The organism is Bacillus sp. SRB3LM (assembly GCF_015712745.1).
GTDB lineage: Bacteria > Bacillota > Bacilli > Bacillales > Bacillaceae_G > Bacillus_A > Bacillus_A thuringiensis_K.
In genome coordinates this window covers 157,030-175,079 of sequence record NZ_VWVQ01000008.1, presented here as the reverse complement: position 1 = coordinate 175,079, position 18,050 = coordinate 157,030, and the positions used below count along the sequence as shown (strand labels likewise).

The window sequence follows — 18,050 nt, the reverse complement described above, 5'->3', positions numbered from 1 at the left end:
AATGAATGTGGAGTTAACGAGATTCAAAGTGAAACAAGGTAAAAGTCGTCGTGTAGATGAATGGATGCAGCTTCTGAATGACAATATGAAAGAAGTGCTGTTGACACTAAACGACGAAAAAATGTACGTTGAGACAATTTTCCGGGAAATAAGAGATGGAGAAGAGTACTTATATTGGTATTCTGTGCAAGGAAAAGGTGGTATTTTTGTCGAAAATTCGCATCATGAAATTGATAAAAAGCATTTAGCGTTTTGGTATGAATGTATTGATGAAGAAGCACCATCTGTTGATATGAAAACAGAAGTTGTTATGATTCAAGATGTTGTGAAGGAAGCGATGAAATAATAGAATAGTATTTCAGATAGAAGCGCATCAAAATGGATGTGCTTTTTATTATGGAATTTTTTTTAGAAAAGCTGTATACATTTTACGCTCTCAAACGTTGAGTATATAGAGAGGAGAGCCGAATGAGTCATGATACGTTTGAATCGTTATTAATAGAGAAATCAAAAGCTGTGTTTGGATACTTAATTAAGATTGGAGCAGATAGAAAAGAAGCAGAAGATATTGTGCAAGATACGTTGTATAAAGCTTTATTGCTTATGGAGGAAATACCGTTAGGACATTTAGCACCGTGGCTATTTAGAGTTGCGATAAATCAGCACCGAGATTTACATCGAAAAGAAAAAAGGCTAAATCCCATTGCGATTGAATCTGTCGTTCTTATTGGGCAAAAGTCATTAGATGAAGTGCTTTTAACAAGTGAGTTACAAGGAGAAGTACAAGAAATATTGGAGACGATGACGGGGGATTATCGTCATATTTTACTGTTGAAATATGAGTATGAACTATCTTATAAGGAAATTGCCATTTTATTAAGTATGAAAGAAGATACAGTAAAAACAAGCTTGTACCGTGCAAGAAATCAATTTAAAAAACTGTATAGGAGGAGAAATGATGAGTCGGAAGGACTTTGATTTGAATATGAATGATAAGCAAGTGAAGACTTTGATGAAGAGAGCGAAGAGGAAGCAGTTTTGGAGAAACTGGCTTATTTCTATTTGTGCGTCCATTATGGTTATAGTAATTTTGTTTTTGGGTGCAGCTTACTTTTCTCAGCAAACATTTAGAAAAATGGAAAGAGAAATGAATGCACTACATATGGTTCAAGGGCCTAATATCCGTTTCAGCGGAAGTATGTATTTAAGTCTTGGTATGACAGGAAGTACAGTAATATATAACTCTTATAAAAATATAGCTGGTCAACCAGTGAAATGGGTAAATGATATATACGAATCTGGTATATGGAGTTATAGTATGAAGCATTACAATGGTGAACTTGTTAGTCTAGATGAGGAAAAAAGGGGTGAAGAGGCTGTTACGATACCAGATTATAATGTGCAAACAATGCAGAGGGAAATGAGGTTTTATTTACCTTTCGTTACTTATAAAAATTATGTGGATGACCTGAAAAATATTGGAGATTTGCAAAATAAAGTTGCAGAAGTAGCCTTATCTTTTGATAAATCGTATACAGCTGAACAAATTACTGAGATGCTTCCGAAAAGTGTACAGCCAGTTTGGTTTTGGGTAGATACATATAATGAAAAGAAAAGTGATTCTTATGTAGGGTTAAAAGATCCTAAAAATGGCGCAATATTAAATGCGGAAATGGCTAGAAATGTTTTTGGATTTGAAGGAAGTTATGCAAAAGTAAAAGAAGATGTGAAAAACGATTTAACAATAAACTCAAAAGAGTTTCTGTACCAAATGAAGCATTTAGCAAAAAATAGTGAAGGTATACCAAGTGATTATTTTGAACAATATTATAAAGAAATAAAAAACACCAAACCAAAAGACTTACCAATATACGGTGTAGTCGTAACAGGGAAAACAGAGGATTTACAAAGTTTACAAGGGTCACCGTATATTAAGGCTGCTGTAAGAGGTGTAACAGTTGAGAAATATTAATTACAGTCTATTAATGTGAATAATCAGAAAATTTATGGTATACTATGTGAAAAGGAGGTTTATATGAGGCAAATACATGGAGCAATTTATATTTACATAACAATGTTTTTCGTGGCGATATCCTATGGATTAGGGCACGTGTATTCGCATCCTATACTAACTTTTTTAAGCGGAGCATGTATGGCGTTTGCGCTTCTTGTCCACCTTTTCTCAGTTTGGATCGTGAAATTTCAATTAAATATTAGTGAAATAGAAGAAGGCACTTTCTAAGTGGCCTTCTTTTTTTAATAATATTTTCGAAGTTCTTGTAGCAATTTTTCAATTTCGCATTCGGTTTCTTTACATATAGACAGTGTGCGTAGTCTGAAAAATAAGCTACGTAAGAAAGATTTTATATTTCCGTATAAGTACTCATACGATTTAATATGTAATGTTTGTTTTTGGACGGATAATTGAGCTACTAAATCATGAAGGGCTAATATGAGTACTTCTTCTTTTAGACCATTTTGTAGCATTGCGACAATCGGATAAACGAGGCGCTCGTCTTCTTCATATTTGTAATAAATAGAATGGACACAAACTTTGTTTAATAAAGTTTGTAATATTTCTTCGTAATATAAAGTTTCCAGTTTAGGACTACGAATAAGCGCCTCAAATGTATCAGAAGCGTGAGCGATACTATGTGCCCAGCCGTGGTCTTGCACATATCCGCGGAAATCATGCTCGTTGTTCATATATAGAACTAATTGATCTTTTACATGTAAAAGATCAGCCTGTGATAAGAAATTATGGTTTGTATCGGCATCAATAATGAGTGTAATTAATAATGTTGTAAAGGCGCGGGTAAATACCGCATCTTCGTCATCCGAATGAATTTTATACAATAAATATTTGTCACTGATGCTTTCTGATAATAGTTTCTGTAAGTGTGTGTGTGAAATATAGTCCTTCTTGATTAGGTGATAAAAAGTAGAGTAGATAAGTTTATCTCTTAAATAACTATCAGTATCCCCAATATGCTCCAGCATACTGGAACTTAAAGGATCGATATTGAGGACATTATTGATTACGTAATTATTATTACAAATTTCTTCTAACTGTTGTTGTAACATATAAACCTCCTATTTTAGAAAATTCTGTATTTTGATAGTATAATAAGAGGAAGAAATAGACAATAAATAAATGCTTTTGAATGGAGGGGCATGATGAAGAGAGCATTATTCTTTTTCATTAGTATTTTCTTTTTAGGGAGTTGTTCGATTTGGTATGTTACTTTTTCTAGCGAGAGCAAAAGTTGGACGGGACAATATAAGGGCCATATTAAGGACGACAGTGAAGATGGAGTGTTTACGTTTCAGTACAAAGGCGGAGATGGGAATACAGAATTTAAAAATTTAGAGATTGCTATTAATGGAGCCTTTAGCACAATGACACAAACGTCAGAAAGTCATAAAGGAGCAAAGATTGAAATGAAATCATCTTGTGTAAGTTGTGCGCCTTTATCTAAAGATGAACCGATAGAGGTTGTGATTAAATGGGATGATAAGTATGAGGAGAAGATGGTGTTAAATTTGAAATAGCCTAGAGTAAGGAGTTAAAAATGAATAGGCATATGAAAAAATTAATGTTTATAAATGTATTTCTAATCATATTATCAGCGTGCACTACAAAACAAGTAGAGGTAAAAAAAGTACCTGAAGAAGGGTATGTCATAGTAAGAAATGACACGGTATTTTTCGTCAGTGATAAAACGTTTGAAACAAAAATAGAGTTACAAAATTATATAGAACAACAAATGAATAAAGAGTATCCATCACATATAGTTTTGAGCTTTAAGGATAAACGTGCATATAATCAATTAAAAACAGGGGATAAAATAAAATTATGGTCTTCTCAAATGCTTGAAAGTTATCCAGCAAAAATGATTGTAGAGAAATTTGAAATAGTAGAGAAATAGAAAAAGGCAGCAATCAAGCTGCCTTTTTTCTTATTTTACAAATTGTAATTCTTTCGGGAACTTCGTTAAAATTTCTGATCCGTCTTTTGTGATGTAAATATCATCTTCAATACGAACGCCACCTACGTTTGGTACGTAAATACCTGGCTCGATTGTGAAGACCATACCTTCTTTTAATGGAGACTCGTTACTAGCTTTTACATCTGGATATTCGTGTACGCTAATTCCAAGTCCGTGACCAAGGCGGTGCGGGAAGAAGTCACCGTAACCTGCATCTGCGATAACAGAACGAGCAGCATTGTCGATTGCGCCAAGTGTAACACCTGGTTTACATGCTTCAACTGCTTGTAGTTGTCCAGCAAGTACAGTGTTGTAAATACGAGTTTGCTCTTCGGAAATCCCACCGAATGCCACTGTACGTGTAATATCAGAGCAATAACCATCAATGATTACGCCTAAATCAAATAGTACGAAATCGCCGCGTTTCATTTTGTTTGCGCCAGGAATACCGTGTGGAAGAGCTGAGTTCGCACCTGCTAATACCATCGTATCAAATGACATTTTATGTATGCCTTTTGTTTTTAATTCGTGTTCAATAATTGCTAATACTTCTAGCTCGCTGCGGTTTTCTTTAATTGCATTTACACCAACTTCAACAGCATAGTCCGCCATTTTAGCTGCTTCGCGTAAAATAGAAAGCTCTTTTTCATCTTTAATTAAACGAAGTTCACGAACTTTCTCTTCAGCTGATTTGAAAGCTGCATTTGGGAATAGTTTTGTTAATTCTTCGTAGCGTTCTACGTTTAAATGTTCTTTTTCAATTGCAACTGCATTTGCATTGATGCCGCGGTCTTTAATTGCTTTTGCAATCATATCCCATGGTCGATCAGTGTCAGTGAATCCGATAATTTCATGTGCCCAGCCAGCGTTACGAGCTTGACCTTCTTCCATTTTAGGACAAATTAAAATAGGTTCTTTTTCTTGGAATACAAACATACCAAGTAATCTTTCATGTGGTTCACAGTGGAAGTTTGTCATGTAGAAAACGTTCGGTGTAGAAGTTAAGAACGCAGCTTCTATGTTTTTTTCTTTTAGCCATTGCATTAAATTTTCTAATCTAGCATTCATCGATTGGCACCCCCGAGATATTTAATTACAAATATAACTTTAACTCGGAAGAAAGCGTTATGACAAGTAAATAGATGTTAGAAAAGACAGGGGATTCAAAAATCATGTAGAATAAAAAGTGAGAATGTGAATAGGGGAGGAATGTAATAATGAAAGTATCTTATCATGGACATTCAGTTGTGAAAATTGAGGCGAATGGAAAAGTTATTTTAATTGACCCGTTTTTAACAGGTAATCCGAAAACAGATTTAAAAGCTGAAGATGTAAAAGTGGATGCAATTCTTTTATCGCATGGACACGGTGATCATGTTGGAGATACAGTAGAGCTTGCGAAGAAAAATAATGCAGTTGTTGTAGCGCCATTTGAATTAGCAACATTTTTAAGTTGGCAAGGTGTAAATACACACCCGATGCATATTGGTGGTTCACATGAATTTGACTTCGGAAAAGTGAAGTTTACACAAGCATTCCACGGCTCTAGTTATATTGATGAAGAAAATAAGACGATTACATATACAGGTATGCCGGCAGGTATTTTATTTACAGCAGAAGAGAAAACTGTATACCACGCAGGAGATACTGCACTATTCTCTGACATGAAGTTAATTGGGGAATTAAATAAAGTTGATCTAGCATTTTTACCAATTGGTGATAATTTCACAATGGGACCAGAAGATGCTGTACTAGCGGCAAAATGGATTAATGCGAAAACTGTTGTACCGATGCATTACAATACGTTCCCAGTTATTGAACAAGATCCATATCAATTTGTAGAAAAGCTACAAAATTGTACAGGGAAAGTATTAGAAGCTGGAGAAAGTATTACACTATAGAAAAGAAACCCTTCATTTGAAAAGAAAAGTGAAGGGTTTTTTACGTGTGTAGGACAGCTTTTAATGCTTGTATTTGTTTTGGTGATTCTTTTCTTTTGGTAAGTGGTTGTTCAGGTGTTTCATTCAATTCTATTGCAACCTTTTTCCCATCTACGAAAGCTAAAAATACAGCACCTACAACCTCTAAAAATTTTTTCATCATGTGTTCGCTCCTTTGTTTTATTTCTTGTCTTAATTGTATAGGTAATCAAGTGTACGAACTATCGAATGAGATGACGATAGCATTACATTGTTGTAATAGAATGACTGGTGGAATGTAAGAGTCATTTTGTTATAAAAAAAATAGTACAGGTATGCAAAGAGAGAGTGTAACAGTTTTGAAAATATAGTATACTAAAAGTACAACACATGAAGAATTTAGGGAAAAGAAAGTATGGTGAAACCATTTGGCTACCAAGCATAACCAAATTTTAGAACATATTAATAGCCTGCCAGTAGGCCATAAAATTTCTGTAAGACAAATTGCGAAAGATTTGAGTGTAAGTGAAGGGACCGCTTACCGTGCAATTAAAGATGCAGAAAATAAAGGATATGTTAGTACAATTGAACGTGTCGGAACAATTCGAATTGAACAAAAGAAGAAAGAAAATATCGAAAAACTGACATATGCAGAAGTCGTTAACATTGTCGATGGTCAAGTACTTGGGGGCAGAGAAGGACTACATAAAACATTAAATAAATTCGTAATCGGAGCTATGAAATTAGAAGCGATGATGCGCTATACAGAAGCTGGGAATTTACTCATTATTGGTAACCGTACGAATGCACATGAATTAGCGCTAGAAACTGGAGCTGCTGTATTAATTACGGGCGGGTTTGATACGGAAGATCATGTGAAGAAATTAGCAGACGAATTAAAGCTGCCGATTATTTCAAGTAGCTACGATACATTTACGGTTGCAACGTTAATTAACCGTGCAATTTATGACCAACTTATTAAGAAAGAAATTGTACTCGTTGAAGATATTTTAACGCCAATTGAAGAAACGTTATATTTAAGGCCGAGTGATACAGTACAGCAATGGCATGCGTATAACGAAGAGACAATGCACGGAAGATATCCAATCGTCGATGAAAATAACAAAGTGCTAGGAATCGTAACTTCAAAAGATATGATCGGTGTAGCGAAAGAAACACCAATTGATAAAGTAATGACAAAACACCCAATTACAGTGAACGGTAAAATGTCTGTCGCGGCTGCGGCACGTATGATGGTGTGGGAAGGAATTGAATTACTTCCTGTCGTTGAGGAAGGAAATAAGCTGCAAGGTATTATTAGCCGTCAAGATGTACTTCAGGCACTGCAAATGATTCAACGTCAGCCACAAGTTGGAGAAACAATTGATGATATTGTAACGAATCAATTTATGACGCCAAAAGAAGCGAAGAATGAGCATCTATATCAATTTTCGGTGACGCCACAAATGACGAACTCAATCGGAACGTTATCGTACGGTGTATTTGCAACAATTGTGACAGAAGCGACAAATCGCGTCATTCGTGCGCAAAAGAAAAGCGATTTAATTGTTGAAAACTTAACGATTTATTTCGTAAAGCCGGTTCAAATTGATAATGTTGTATCCGTTCATCCGAAAGTATTAGAAATTGGGCGTAAATTTGGTAAGGTCGATGTAGAGGTGCATCATGAAGGTAATGTTGTTGGAAAAGCATTACTTATGGTTCAGTTAATCGATAAATAAAAAGATGGGACAAATCGTTTTGATTTGTTCCATCTTTTTTGCTGTTTTACATTTGAAAGGCATGATTTTAGATGGGAGTTTTAGTGGAATATGTATGGGATGGAGTGGAAAAGTAACGTAATAAAAGACAGAATAGCAATTCAATTCCGTCATATATTGTGTTATGATTATATTGTAAGAAAATGGATTTCTGAAAGGTGGTATGCATTATGTCGTCAGCCGTACTCTTTTTTTGTAGTATCGCACTATTTTACTTTCTTGTAATGATACCGATCCAATATTTATACTTACAAGGTTTACATGAAAAAAAGGAAAAGACAGGATTATCTCAGCGAGAGCTATATGAAAAAATGTCTTTTGGAGAAGAACAATTACATTTTCACGTACAAGGTAACCCATTTAATATACCATCTGCGTTTGTTGCATATATGATTTTGAAAGTTAGGGGACGTAAAAAAGCATCACAATATTGATGCTTTTTTATGTTGCTTCATAGACTTCGGCTTCTTTAACTGCTAATGGTAAGAAATGTTTGTATTGGCGAAATCCATTAAATACACTTGCACTACCAAATAGAATGAATAAAACACCAACGATAATACGAGCGGTTGAAAGTTCTAAAAAGAATTGGTTTATCCCGAAAAATAAAACGAATGAACCGAGTGCCATTGCGGATTTTCCTGAGAGCCAACCTTTTTCCATTGGGCGGTTTGTACGAAAGTATTTTGTTTTGTAAAAGATGTACAACATAAATGAGACGATAATACAGAAGACTAATACTGGCATAATGAACACTCCCATCGCTTTGTGAAAAATAATAGAAAAGAAAAAGAAATATCTAAACTTTCTAACTTTTATTATAAAGCAATTGTTCGCATGTATGAAATACTTTCCGTTATAATGGAGGATAAAGTGAAACTTTAATTAGTGTGGGGATGTTTCCATGCGCTAATGATTAGCCCCATCCATTGGGCTTTTACTGCACGTTAAAGTGAAGAAGTTGATTAAAAAGGAGATTATACATATGCATGAGCAAATTTTAGGAGCAATTAAAGAGTTTGATACAATTATTATTCATCGCCACGTGCGTCCGGATCCAGATGCGTTAGGTTCACAGGGTGGTCTTGGTACAATTCTACAAGAATCGTTTCCAGAGAAAAATATTTATACGATTGGGTACAATGAACCGTCACTAGCATACTTACGAGTAATGGATGATATTGAAGATAGTGTATACGAAAATGCGCTTGTTATTGTTTGTGATACTGCGAATCAAGAACGTGTTGACGATCAACGCTATACAAAAGGGAAGATGTTAATTAAAATTGATCATCATCCAAACGAAGATCCATATGGAGATATTACGTGGGTAGATACGACAGCGAGTTCTACAAGTGAAATGATTTATGAGTTTTATAACTATGGAAAAGATAAGGGGTTAAAAATAACAAAAGAAGCAGCCCGCCTTATTTTAGCAGGAATTGTTGGAGATACAGGTCGTTTCTTATTCCCAAATACGACAGCAAAAACACTTCGTTACGTAAGTGAGCTTGTTGACATGGGTGTGAAATTCACAGATTTATACAATGAAATGTATAAGACAAAAGAAAAAATTGCTCGTTTAAACGGTTATATTTTACAAAACTTTACGATGGTAGAAGAAGGAGCAGCTTACATTAAATTAACGAAAGAAGTACTAGAAGAGTTTGATGTACTTCCTTCTGAAGCATCTGGTGTTGTTGGAGCGCTTGGCAATATTGATGGATTAAAGGCGTGGGTTCTATTTTTAGAGGAAGACGACGTAATTCGTGTTCGTCTTCGTTCAAAAGGACCAGTTATAAACAAATTGGCAATGCAATATAACGGCGGAGGGCATCCGATGGCTTCTGGTGCCAAGGCATCTTCTTGGGAAGAAGCGGATCGTCTTTTTGCTGATTTACGTGAGATTTGTAAATAAGAGACTATATGTTAGAATGAAAAGAAGGAGCGGCGCTAAAGCCCTCCTTCTTTATTTTTCTTTCTCTATAGTTATGCTAATTTCAAGCACTGTATCAAAAGATATTGTATCGACTTTAAAACGGTATAGCCGATCGTAATGTTTGTACGTTTTATTTTCGATTACCTTTTTTAGCAGGTCTTTATTTTTTGCGATACTTTGAATGTTTTTCGTTAAAAGATGCTGGAGATCATTATGGATAGATGTAGTCATATTTTCGAGTGTAAGATTGTCTAAATCGTATTTTTCTCGATTGATAAGTTTTATTTTAATCTCTTGAATGGTTAAGAGTCGTTTATTTTCAGTGTTCAATTTTTCTTGATCTTCGAGAAGGACGTGGAGCTTTGCTTCTTGTTTTTCTATAATTTCTCTTTGTTCTGCTATTTTACTAGCTTGTTCTTCTTGAAAAACACCGTATATGTACAAAAAAATAAACCAGCTCAACACGCCTCCAACAGCAGCACCAGCTAATACTAAATACCATCTTTTTGCTGTATTGGCACTTGGTACTCTCATACATGTTCCTGCGTTAGCCATTTAATAATAATGAGACCTGTTTGCATACCACCAGTTGCGAAAAAAATAAGGAGAATTTGTTTTACGATATCTTTCATATCTCCGCCAAAGAAACTTCTTTCAAAGCTATAAAAGGTATCGAATGTTCCACCGATTGCTGCAACGAGTGCCCAAATTCTTAAATTTTGGGCGAATTGATTAATGTAAGTTAGAGCTGGTTTTCCGATAAGAAACGCACCAAATCCACCAATTAATGAACCGCCAAGTATAACCCCAAAGGCAATAAAATAACTAATAATAAGCAGAGAGAAAAAAGTATGTTCTCTTACATCCATCGTCATTCCCCTTTCTTCTTCATATATATGGACAAAGTATAAGAAGTATGTTTTGATTTCCGCTTTCCTCATCACCTATAATAAAAGTAGTCAAATAGGTAAAGAGAGGGTACAACAGTGAAGTTTGTGCATTTACAATGTCAAACCGTTTTTAGTTTATTAAAAAGTGCTTGTAAAATTGATGAGCTTGTAGTCAGGGCGAAAGAACTCGGTTTTTCATCGCTGGCTATTACGGATGAAAATGTTATGTATGGCGTTATTCCGTTTTATAAAGCATGTAAGAAACATGGTATACAGCCTGTTATTGGATTAACCGCTTCTATTTTTAGTGAAGAAGAAGAAAGGTCTTATCCGCTTGTATTACTTGCTGAGAATGAAATAGGCTACCAAAATTTATTAAAGATTTCTAGCAGTATTATGACAAAGTCCAAAGAAGGTATTCCTAAGAAGTGGCTTGCGCATTATGCGAAAGGATTAATTGCAATTTCACCAGGTAAAGATGGCGAAATTGAGCAATTATTACTAGAAGACAATGAGAGTCAGGCTGAAGAAGTAGCTCGCACATATCAAAATATGTTCGGTCATTTTTATATGAGTTTGCAGCATCATGCGATTCAAGATGAGTTGCTTTTACAAGAGAAACTACCTGAATTTATTAGTAGGGTTAATATTCCAGTCGTTGCAACAAATGATGTGCGCTATATCAATCAAAGTGACGCGCTTGTTCATGAATGTTTACTATCTGTTGAAAGTGGAACGAAAATGACTGATCCAGATAGGCCGAGGCTGAAAACAGATCAGTATTATTTAAAGTCATCGGATGAAATGGAAGCACTATTTTCCCATGCGCCGGAAGCAATCAAAAATACAATAAAAATTGCAGAGCGTTGCCAAGTAGAAATACCGTTCCATGTAAATCAACTTCCGAAGTTTCCTGTTCCGTCTAATGAAACGAGTGATATATACTTGCGTCGTGTTTGTGAAGAAGGTTTGCGGAAACGATATGGTGCTCCGAAAGAAGTGCATATAAAGCGTTTGGATCATGAATTAAATGTTATTTCTCGTATGGGATTTAGTGATTATTTCCTCATCGTATGGGATTTTATGAAGTATGCACATGAAAATCATATTCTAACAGGACCAGGTCGTGGATCGGCAGCTGGTTCACTCGTTTCATACGTATTAGAAATTACAGATATTGATCCAATTGAATACGATCTATTATTTGAAAGGTTTTTAAATCCTGAACGTGTGACGCTTCCTGATATTGATATTGATTTTCCAGACGTAAGACGTGATGAGATGATTCGCTATGTGAAAGATAAATACGGTCAGCTCCGTGTTGCGCAAATTGTAACGTTTGGTACGCTTGCAGCAAAAGCGGCAATTAGAGACATTGCCCGCGTAATGGGGCTTCCGCCGCGAGATATTGATATATTTTCAAAACTTATCCCATCAAAGCTCGGTATAACGTTAAAAGATGCATATGAAGAATCACAATCACTTCGTGAGTTTATACAAGGGAATCTTCTACATGAGCGTGTGTTTGAAATCGCAAAACGTGTAGAAGGTTTACCACGTCATACGTCTATTCATGCGGCTGGTGTTATTATGAGTCAAGAACCGCTAACAGGCAGTGTAGCAATTCAAGAAGGACATAACGATGTTTATGTTACGCAATATCCAGCCGATGTGCTAGAAGAACTTGGGTTGCTTAAGATGGACTTTTTAGGATTACGTAATTTAACGTTACTTGAAAATATTATAAAATTTATCGCGAACAAAACAGGGAAAGAAATCGATATAAGAAACTTACCTCTTCAAGATGAAAAGACGTTCCAATTATTAGGGAGAGGGGATACAACAGGTGTATTCCAGCTTGAGTCAGGTGGTATGCGAAATGTACTTCGCGGGTTAAAACCGAATGAGTTTGAAGATATCGTAGCTGTTAACTCGTTATACAGACCAGGACCGATGGAACAGATACCGACTTTTATTGAATCGAAACATGGAAAAAGAAAAATTGAATATTTACATCCGGATTTAAAGCCAATTTTAGAAAGAACATACGGCGTCATTGTATACCAAGAACAAATTATGCAAATTGCATCGAAGTTAGCAGGTTTTTCGCTCGGAGAAGCAGATTTACTGCGCCGTGCGGTGAGTAAAAAAAATCGTGATATTTTAGATCAGGAACGTAAGCATTTCGTCCAAGGATGTTTGCGAAATGGATACGATGAGACATCCGCAGAGAAAATTTATGATTTAATTGTAAGATTTGCGAATTACGGTTTTAACCGAAGTCACGCTGTAGCTTACAGTATGATTGGATATCAGCTTGCCTATTTGAAAGCGAATTATACGCTGGAATTTATGACGGCATTATTATCAAGCGCAATTGGAAATGAAGATAAGATTGTACAGTATATACGAGAAACGAAGCGGAAAGGTTTTCACGTTTTGCCGCCGTCTCTTCAGAGGAGTGGTTACAACTTCCAAATAGAAGGGAATGCGATACGTTACAGTTTACTTTCGATCCGAAATATTGGAATGGCTACAGTGACGGCATTATTAGAAGAACGAGAGAAAAAAATGTTCGAAGATTTATTTGAGTTTTGTCTCCGTATGCCGTCAAAGTTCGTAACGGAGCGTAATTTAGAAGCTTTCGTCTGGTCGGGATGTTTTGACGATTTTGGTGTTTCGAGAACGAATTTATGGAAAAGTATTAAAGGGGCGTTAGAGTACGCGAATCTCGCACGTGATTTAGGAGATGCTGTTCCAAAATCGAAATATGTACAAGGAGAAGAGTTATCTTTTATTGAACAACTAAATAAAGAGAAGGAAGCACTTGGCTTTTATTTATCAAGTTATCCAACAGCGCAGTATGTGAAGTTAGCAAAAGAATTAGAAATTCCATCTCTCGCTCAGGCGATGCGAAACAAGAAAAAAGTACAAAGAGCGATTGTGTATATAACAAGTGTGAGAGTGATTCGTACGAAAAAGTTTCAAAAGATGGCATTTATTACATTCTGTGATCAAAATGATGAAATGGAAGCGGTCCTCTTCCCGGAAACGTATATACATTTCTCGGATAAGTTGCAAGAAGGAGCAATTGTTTTAGTTGACGGTACGATTGAGCTAAGAAATCATAAGCTGCAATGGATTGTAAATGGACTATATCCGCTAGAGGAAATGGATGTTTATGAAGAAAAGAAAGACGCATCTGTTTACGTGAAATTGCCATCTCAGTATGAGAAAAAGCTTTTAAATCAGGTTACGAAAATATTGTTCGACTATTCAGGTTTTGCGAAAGTACTAATTTATTATGAAAAGGAACATAAAATGGTACAATTATCTCGGAGTTTATCGATTCATCCAAGTGAAGAATGTTTAGGAGCACTTCGTGAAATTGTCGGGGAAGAAAATGTAGTTGTGAAAATATAATGGACAATTTCCCTACACTTCGATTATTATAGTAGTAGTGTTCGTGGTCAGACCACTTGGAGAAATTGATATCAGCAAGAATAATTTGAGGAGAGTGGATAGTTTGTCAACACTTCGTGAAGAAGCACTTCACATGCATAAAGTGCATCAAGGAAAATTAGAAACTGTATCAAAAGTAAAAGTAGAAAATGCAAAAGATTTAAGTCTTGCATATTCTCCAGGGGTTGCAGAACCTTGTAAAGAAATTTATGACGATAAAAGTAAGGTATATGAATATACGATGAAGGGAAATATGGTAGCAGTTGTGACAGATGGAACAGCTGTACTTGGTCTTGGTAACATTGGACCTGAAGCATCTCTTCCAGTAATGGAAGGTAAAGCTGTATTATTCAAGAGCTTTGCTGGTGTAGATGCATTCCCAATTGCCTTAAATACAAACGATGTAGATAAAATTGTTGAAACTGTAAAATTAATGGAGCCAACTTTTGGCGGCGTTAACTTAGAAGATATCGCAGCACCAAACTGCTTCATTATTGAAGAGCGTTTGAAAAAAGAAACAAATATTCCTATCTTCCATGATGATCAACACGGAACAGCTATCGTAACAGTAGCAGGTCTTGTAAATGCACTGAAATTAGTTGGAAAGAAAATGTCTGACATTAAAGTTGTCGCAAATGGCGCAGGTGCAGCAGGTATTGCAATTATTAAACTTTTATATCGCTATGGTGTACGCGACATTATTATGTGTGACCGTAAAGGCGCAATCTATGATGGTCGTCCTACAGGTATGAATCCGGTGAAGGATGAAGTTGCAAAATATACAAATAAGAATCGTATAGAAGGTTCTTTAGCTGATGTTGTACAAGGTGCGGACGTATTCATTGGTGTGTCTGCAGAAGGTGCATTAACAGAAGAGATGGTTCGTACAATGAATGACGATGCGATTATTTTTGCAATGGCGAATCCAGTTCCAGAAATTATGCCAGAATTGGCAAAAGCAGCGGGCGCAGCTGTTGTTGGAACAGGTCGTTCTGACTTCCCGAACCAAGTAAATAATGTACTAGCGTTCCCTGGTATTTTCCGCGGTGCACTTGACGTACATGCGACACAAATTAACGAAGAAATGAAGATGGCAGCTGTACAGGCTATTGCTGAGCTTGTAGCAGAAGATGAGTTAAATGCAGACTATATCATTCCGGCGCCATTTGACGCGCGTGTAGCGCCTCAAGTAGCGGCTTACGTTGCAAAAGCAGCAATGGAGACAGGAGTAGCTCGCCGTCAAGTAGATCCAAATGAGATCGCTGAAAAAACAAAACAATTAGCGCTGATTGGTAAAGAATAAGCGAGGAATTTCCATTGACATCATCAAATACAAAAGTATATCTCGAAATTGTAAAAAAAATCCGTTCCATTATGGAAGAGGATGGTTTGGTAGCAGGGGATCGTTTGCCGTCTGAGCGTGAGTTAAGTTCACGCTTAAACGTAGGACGTTCCTCTGTAAGAGAAGCATTGCGTGCTTTAGAACTGGTAGGATTGATTGAAACGAGACGTGGTGAAGGGACGTTTATTCGAAACTTTTATGATAATGGTCTTGTACAATTAATTGCTCCGTTCTTATTGCAAGATGAGAAAACAATTCGTGATTTATTACAAACGAAACGATTACTTGAGAAAGATATGATTCGAATTGTATGTAATTTACCGAAAGAAATGTTTTCTAAAGTACTAAGTAGATTACACCAAGTACTTGAAGGAAATGAAAGCTCAATCCCAACGCTTCATCAAACGTTCTTTAAAACCCTTATTGAACAAGTCGATAATTATTTACTATATCGCATTTGGATGATCGTAAATGATTACGTAGCAACTCTTTCTTGTAAAGTTTCAAGAGATTCTATCAATATGTATAGAAAGCTTTATGCTACTTTGGAAGAAAAACAAGAAAATGATGCACTAAAAATTTACGATGAATTAGTAGAGAATATACAGTTTCACTCGTAATGTATAAAATTTGTCGAAATGACCATGACACGTTATGACAAACATTCTACCGCATAGCGGTTAAAGTTAAACGTAAAGAGTGAGGTTATTAGACAGATTGAGAAGATAAGGCTAACATCAAACTTTGGTGTTAGCCCCATTTTCTTCTTACGCTAACCTTAGCTCTCAACGAAGGGGGTCAAATTGTGCTAAGAGATTTATTCGTGAAAAAGAAAAAGTACGCTGCAATACCTTCAGAACAAGTACGAAAAGATGTACCAGATGGCGTTATGACAAAATGTCCGGAATGTAAAAAAATCATGTATACGAAAGAACTTCTAAAAAATTTAAAAGTATGTGTGAATTGTGGATATCATCATCCTATGAATGCATGGGAACGTCTTGATAGTATATTGGACGAAGGGTCATTCCGTGAGTATGACAAAGAAATGGTTTCATTAAATCCACTCGAGTTTCCAGGTTATGAAGAGAAACTAGAGAGCGATCGTAAGAAGACTGAATTGAACGAAGCGGTTGTAACTGGTGAAGGAACAATTGATGACATGCTTGTTGTTGTTGCAGTAATGGATTCTCGTTTTCGAATGGGGAGCATGGGCTCTGTGGTAGGAGAAAAAATCGCCCGTGCGGTTGAAAAGGCGTACGACTTACAAGTTCCATTTATTATCTTTACTGCTTCGGGTGGTGCCCGTATGCAAGAAGGTATATTAAGTTTAATGCAAATGGCAAAAACAAGCGTAGCTTTGAAAAAGCATAGTAATGCAGGAGGATTATTTATTTCTGTTATGACTCACCCAACGACGGGCGGGGTTTCAGCGAGTTTCGCTTCACTTGGTGATTATAATCTTGCAGAACCAGGTGCACTTATCGGATTTGCTGGTAGACGTGTAATTGAACAAACGGTGCGTGAGAAACTACCAGAAGATTTCCAAACAGCAGAATTCTTACTAGATCATGGTCAATTAGATGCGGTGGTGCATCGTGATGATATGAGAGAATCACTTCGCAAGATTTTAGAAGTTCATCAAGGAGGGGAAATGGCTGTATGGCAGAGCTAGAATTTGAAAAACCAGTTGTTGAGCTAAGAAATAAGATTCGTGAACTGAAAGACTATACGAAAAACAGCCAGATGGACTTCAGTGAGGAGATTCGTATTTTGGAAGAAAAGCTAGAAAATTTAGAGGAAGATATATACGGCAATCTGAAAGTATGGGACCGTGTTCAAATTGCTCGTCATGCAGAACGACCGACAACGCTCGATTATATTGAGCACTTATTTACTGATTTTTTCGAATGTCATGGAGATCGTCTATTTGGCGATGATGCAGCGATTGTCGGCGGCATTGCGAAATATAAAGGGATGCCTGTAACTGTAATTGGGCATCAGCGCGGAAAAGATACGAAAGAAAATATTCGCCGTAACTTTGGAATGCCTCATCCAGAAGGATATCGAAAAGCATTACGTTTAATGAAGCAGGCGGAAAAGTTCAATCGTCCTATTATTTGTTTTATTGATACAAAAGGAGCTTATCCTGGTAAGGCTGCTGAAGAACGTGGTCAAAGTGAAGCTATCGCTCGCAATTTATTTGAAATGGCAGGTTTAACGGTACCTGTTATTTGTATCGTTATCGGCGAAGGTGGTAGTGGTGGTGCGTTAGGCCTTGGAGTTGGAGATTACATTCATATGCTAGAAAATTCCACTTATTCTGTTATTACACCAGAGGGTGCAGCGGCAATTCTTTGGAAAGATGCAGGAAAAGCAAAGGAAGCTGCAGAGGCAATGAAAATTACAGCAGCAGATTTGAAAGAATTAGGTGTAATTGACGAAATTATTCCAGAAACAAGAGGTGGAGCTCACCGTAATATTTTGAAACAGTCAGAAAATATAGACTTAATGATTCGGAAAACTTTTGAACAATTAAACGGAATTTCGAAAGATGAATTAATCGAAAAACGTTATGAAAAATATATGAAAATTGGGCAAGTTTCGTTTTCAAACGCTTCCATTTGGATAAAATAAGAAAAGCGTGCGTTCCACTTCGCGAATGCACGTTTTTATTATGAAAAGACACATCTTCTCCATTGTATTTTTATATTTTTTCGTGTTATTT

At 36.2% G+C, this 18,050-nt stretch carries 21 protein-coding genes; 15 read left to right on the top strand and 6 right to left on the bottom strand.

Going from position 1 to position 18,050, the window contains the following annotated elements; genetic code table 11:
• Nucleotide 1 precedes the first annotated feature (1 nt).
• From F3I02_RS07765 to F3I02_RS07750, 4 genes are all read left to right on the top strand, one after another.
• Nucleotides 2–346, top strand: a complete 345-nt coding sequence (locus tag F3I02_RS07765) for a DUF6176 family protein (RefSeq protein WP_001100236.1) — start codon at nt 2–4, stop codon at nt 344–346.
• Between the two features lie 122 nt (nt 347–468).
• Nucleotides 469–978, top strand: coding sequence for an RNA polymerase sigma factor (locus tag F3I02_RS07760; RefSeq protein WP_196477793.1), 510 nt, complete (start codon nt 469–471; stop codon nt 976–978).
• A complete protein-coding gene (locus F3I02_RS07755) occupies nt 959–1,972 on the top strand; it encodes an anti sigma factor C-terminal domain-containing protein (protein WP_000087172.1) in 1,014 nt (337 codons plus the stop codon). Before F3I02_RS07760 ends, F3I02_RS07755 begins: the two co-directional genes overlap by 20 nt.
• A 63-nt stretch (nt 1,973–2,035) precedes the next feature.
• Nucleotides 2,036–2,242, top strand: coding sequence for a hypothetical protein (locus tag F3I02_RS07750; protein WP_001248905.1), 207 nt, complete (start codon nt 2,036–2,038; stop codon nt 2,240–2,242).
• Between the two features lie 14 nt (nt 2,243–2,256).
• Here the strand turns inward: F3I02_RS07750 and F3I02_RS07745 are convergent, their stop codons facing one another.
• Nucleotides 2,257–3,084 (bottom strand): DUF2785 domain-containing protein, encoded by an 828-nt coding sequence (locus tag F3I02_RS07745; RefSeq protein ID WP_196477792.1) that lies wholly within the window; start codon nt 3,082–3,084, stop codon nt 2,257–2,259.
• A 93-nt stretch (nt 3,085–3,177) separates the two neighbouring features.
• Here F3I02_RS07745 and F3I02_RS07740 point away from each other — a divergent pair, with 93 nt between their 5' ends.
• Together F3I02_RS07740 and F3I02_RS07735 are read left to right on the top strand one after the other, a co-directional pair.
• The gene (locus F3I02_RS07740) at nt 3,178–3,552 is read left to right on the top strand and encodes a hypothetical protein (RefSeq protein WP_000816729.1); all 375 of its coding nucleotides are present in this window, start codon (nt 3,178–3,180) and stop codon (nt 3,550–3,552) included.
• A gap of 20 nt (nt 3,553–3,572) precedes the next feature.
• A complete protein-coding gene (locus tag F3I02_RS07735; RefSeq protein ID WP_001079381.1) occupies nt 3,573–3,929 on the top strand; it encodes a DUF3221 domain-containing protein in 357 nt (118 codons plus the stop codon).
• A 30-nt stretch (nt 3,930–3,959) separates the two neighbouring features.
• Here the strand turns inward: F3I02_RS07735 and pepQ are convergent, their stop codons facing one another.
• Entirely contained in the window at nt 3,960–5,057 is a 1,098-nt protein-coding gene (pepQ, locus tag F3I02_RS07730; RefSeq protein WP_000994016.1) for a Xaa-Pro dipeptidase, read from the bottom strand.
• Nucleotides 5,058–5,206: 149 nt separating this feature from the next.
• Here pepQ and F3I02_RS07725 point away from each other — a divergent pair, with 149 nt between their 5' ends.
• On the top strand, nt 5,207–5,890 hold the full coding sequence (locus F3I02_RS07725) for a metal-dependent hydrolase (protein ID WP_000868924.1): 684 nt from the start codon (nt 5,207–5,209) through the stop codon (nt 5,888–5,890).
• 40 nt (nt 5,891–5,930) lie between these two features.
• Here F3I02_RS07725 and F3I02_RS07720 read toward each other — a convergent pair whose 3' ends face one another.
• On the bottom strand, nt 5,931–6,092 hold the full coding sequence (locus F3I02_RS07720; RefSeq protein WP_061884660.1) for a hypothetical protein: 162 nt from the start codon (nt 6,090–6,092) through the stop codon (nt 5,931–5,933).
• Nucleotides 6,093–6,336: 244 nt separating this feature from the next.
• Between F3I02_RS07720 and F3I02_RS07715 the strand changes: the two genes are divergently transcribed.
• Nucleotides 6,337–7,650 (top strand): CBS domain-containing protein, encoded by a 1,314-nt coding sequence (locus tag F3I02_RS07715; protein WP_000201573.1) that lies wholly within the window; start codon nt 6,337–6,339, stop codon nt 7,648–7,650.
• Between the two features lie 209 nt (nt 7,651–7,859).
• Complete coding sequence (locus tag F3I02_RS07710; protein ID WP_000093043.1) at nt 7,860–8,123, top strand: DUF3949 domain-containing protein; 264 nt, start codon at nt 7,860–7,862, stop codon at nt 8,121–8,123.
• A 7-nt stretch (nt 8,124–8,130) separates the two neighbouring features.
• Here the strand turns inward: F3I02_RS07710 and F3I02_RS07705 are convergent, their stop codons facing one another.
• On the bottom strand, nt 8,131–8,436 hold the full coding sequence (locus tag F3I02_RS07705; protein ID WP_001144757.1) for a YtpI family protein: 306 nt from the start codon (nt 8,434–8,436) through the stop codon (nt 8,131–8,133).
• 238 nt (nt 8,437–8,674) lie between these two features.
• Here F3I02_RS07705 and F3I02_RS07700 point away from each other — a divergent pair, with 238 nt between their 5' ends.
• Complete coding sequence (locus tag F3I02_RS07700) at nt 8,675–9,607, top strand: DHH family phosphoesterase (RefSeq protein ID WP_000545130.1); 933 nt, start codon at nt 8,675–8,677, stop codon at nt 9,605–9,607.
• 51 nt (nt 9,608–9,658) lie between these two features.
• On the opposite strand, the gene ytrI is transcribed toward F3I02_RS07700, so the two are convergent.
• Complete coding sequence (gene ytrI, locus F3I02_RS07695) at nt 9,659–10,162, bottom strand: sporulation membrane protein YtrI (protein ID WP_001265736.1); 504 nt, start codon at nt 10,160–10,162, stop codon at nt 9,659–9,661.
• Complete coding sequence (locus tag F3I02_RS07690; RefSeq protein WP_002005839.1) at nt 10,159–10,572, bottom strand: YtrH family sporulation protein; 414 nt, start codon at nt 10,570–10,572, stop codon at nt 10,159–10,161. Before F3I02_RS07690 ends, ytrI begins: the two co-directional genes overlap by 4 nt.
• A 42-nt stretch (nt 10,573–10,614) precedes the next feature.
• On the opposite strand from F3I02_RS07690, the gene dnaE reads away from it, so the two are divergent.
• The 5 genes from dnaE (at nt 10,615) to accA (ending at nt 17,959) form a co-directional block, all read left to right on the top strand.
• A complete protein-coding gene (dnaE, locus tag F3I02_RS07685; RefSeq protein ID WP_196477791.1) occupies nt 10,615–13,941 on the top strand; it encodes a DNA polymerase III subunit alpha in 3,327 nt (1,108 codons plus the stop codon).
• A gap of 133 nt (nt 13,942–14,074) precedes the next feature.
• Entirely contained in the window at nt 14,075–15,283 is a 1,209-nt protein-coding gene (gene ystJ, locus F3I02_RS07680; protein WP_161508111.1) for an NADP-dependent malic enzyme, read from the top strand.
• Nucleotides 15,284–15,297: 14 nt separating this feature from the next.
• Nucleotides 15,298–15,942, top strand: a complete 645-nt coding sequence (locus tag F3I02_RS07675; protein WP_000204432.1) for a FadR/GntR family transcriptional regulator — start codon at nt 15,298–15,300, stop codon at nt 15,940–15,942.
• Between the two features lie 185 nt (nt 15,943–16,127).
• Nucleotides 16,128–16,997, top strand: a complete 870-nt coding sequence (accD, locus tag F3I02_RS07670; protein ID WP_000942856.1) for an acetyl-CoA carboxylase, carboxyltransferase subunit beta — start codon at nt 16,128–16,130, stop codon at nt 16,995–16,997.
• Entirely contained in the window at nt 16,985–17,959 is a 975-nt protein-coding gene (gene accA / locus F3I02_RS07665; RefSeq protein ID WP_000818809.1) for an acetyl-CoA carboxylase carboxyl transferase subunit alpha, read from the top strand. Before accD ends, accA begins: the two co-directional genes overlap by 13 nt.
• The last annotated feature ends 91 nt before the right edge of the window (nt 17,960–18,050 follow it).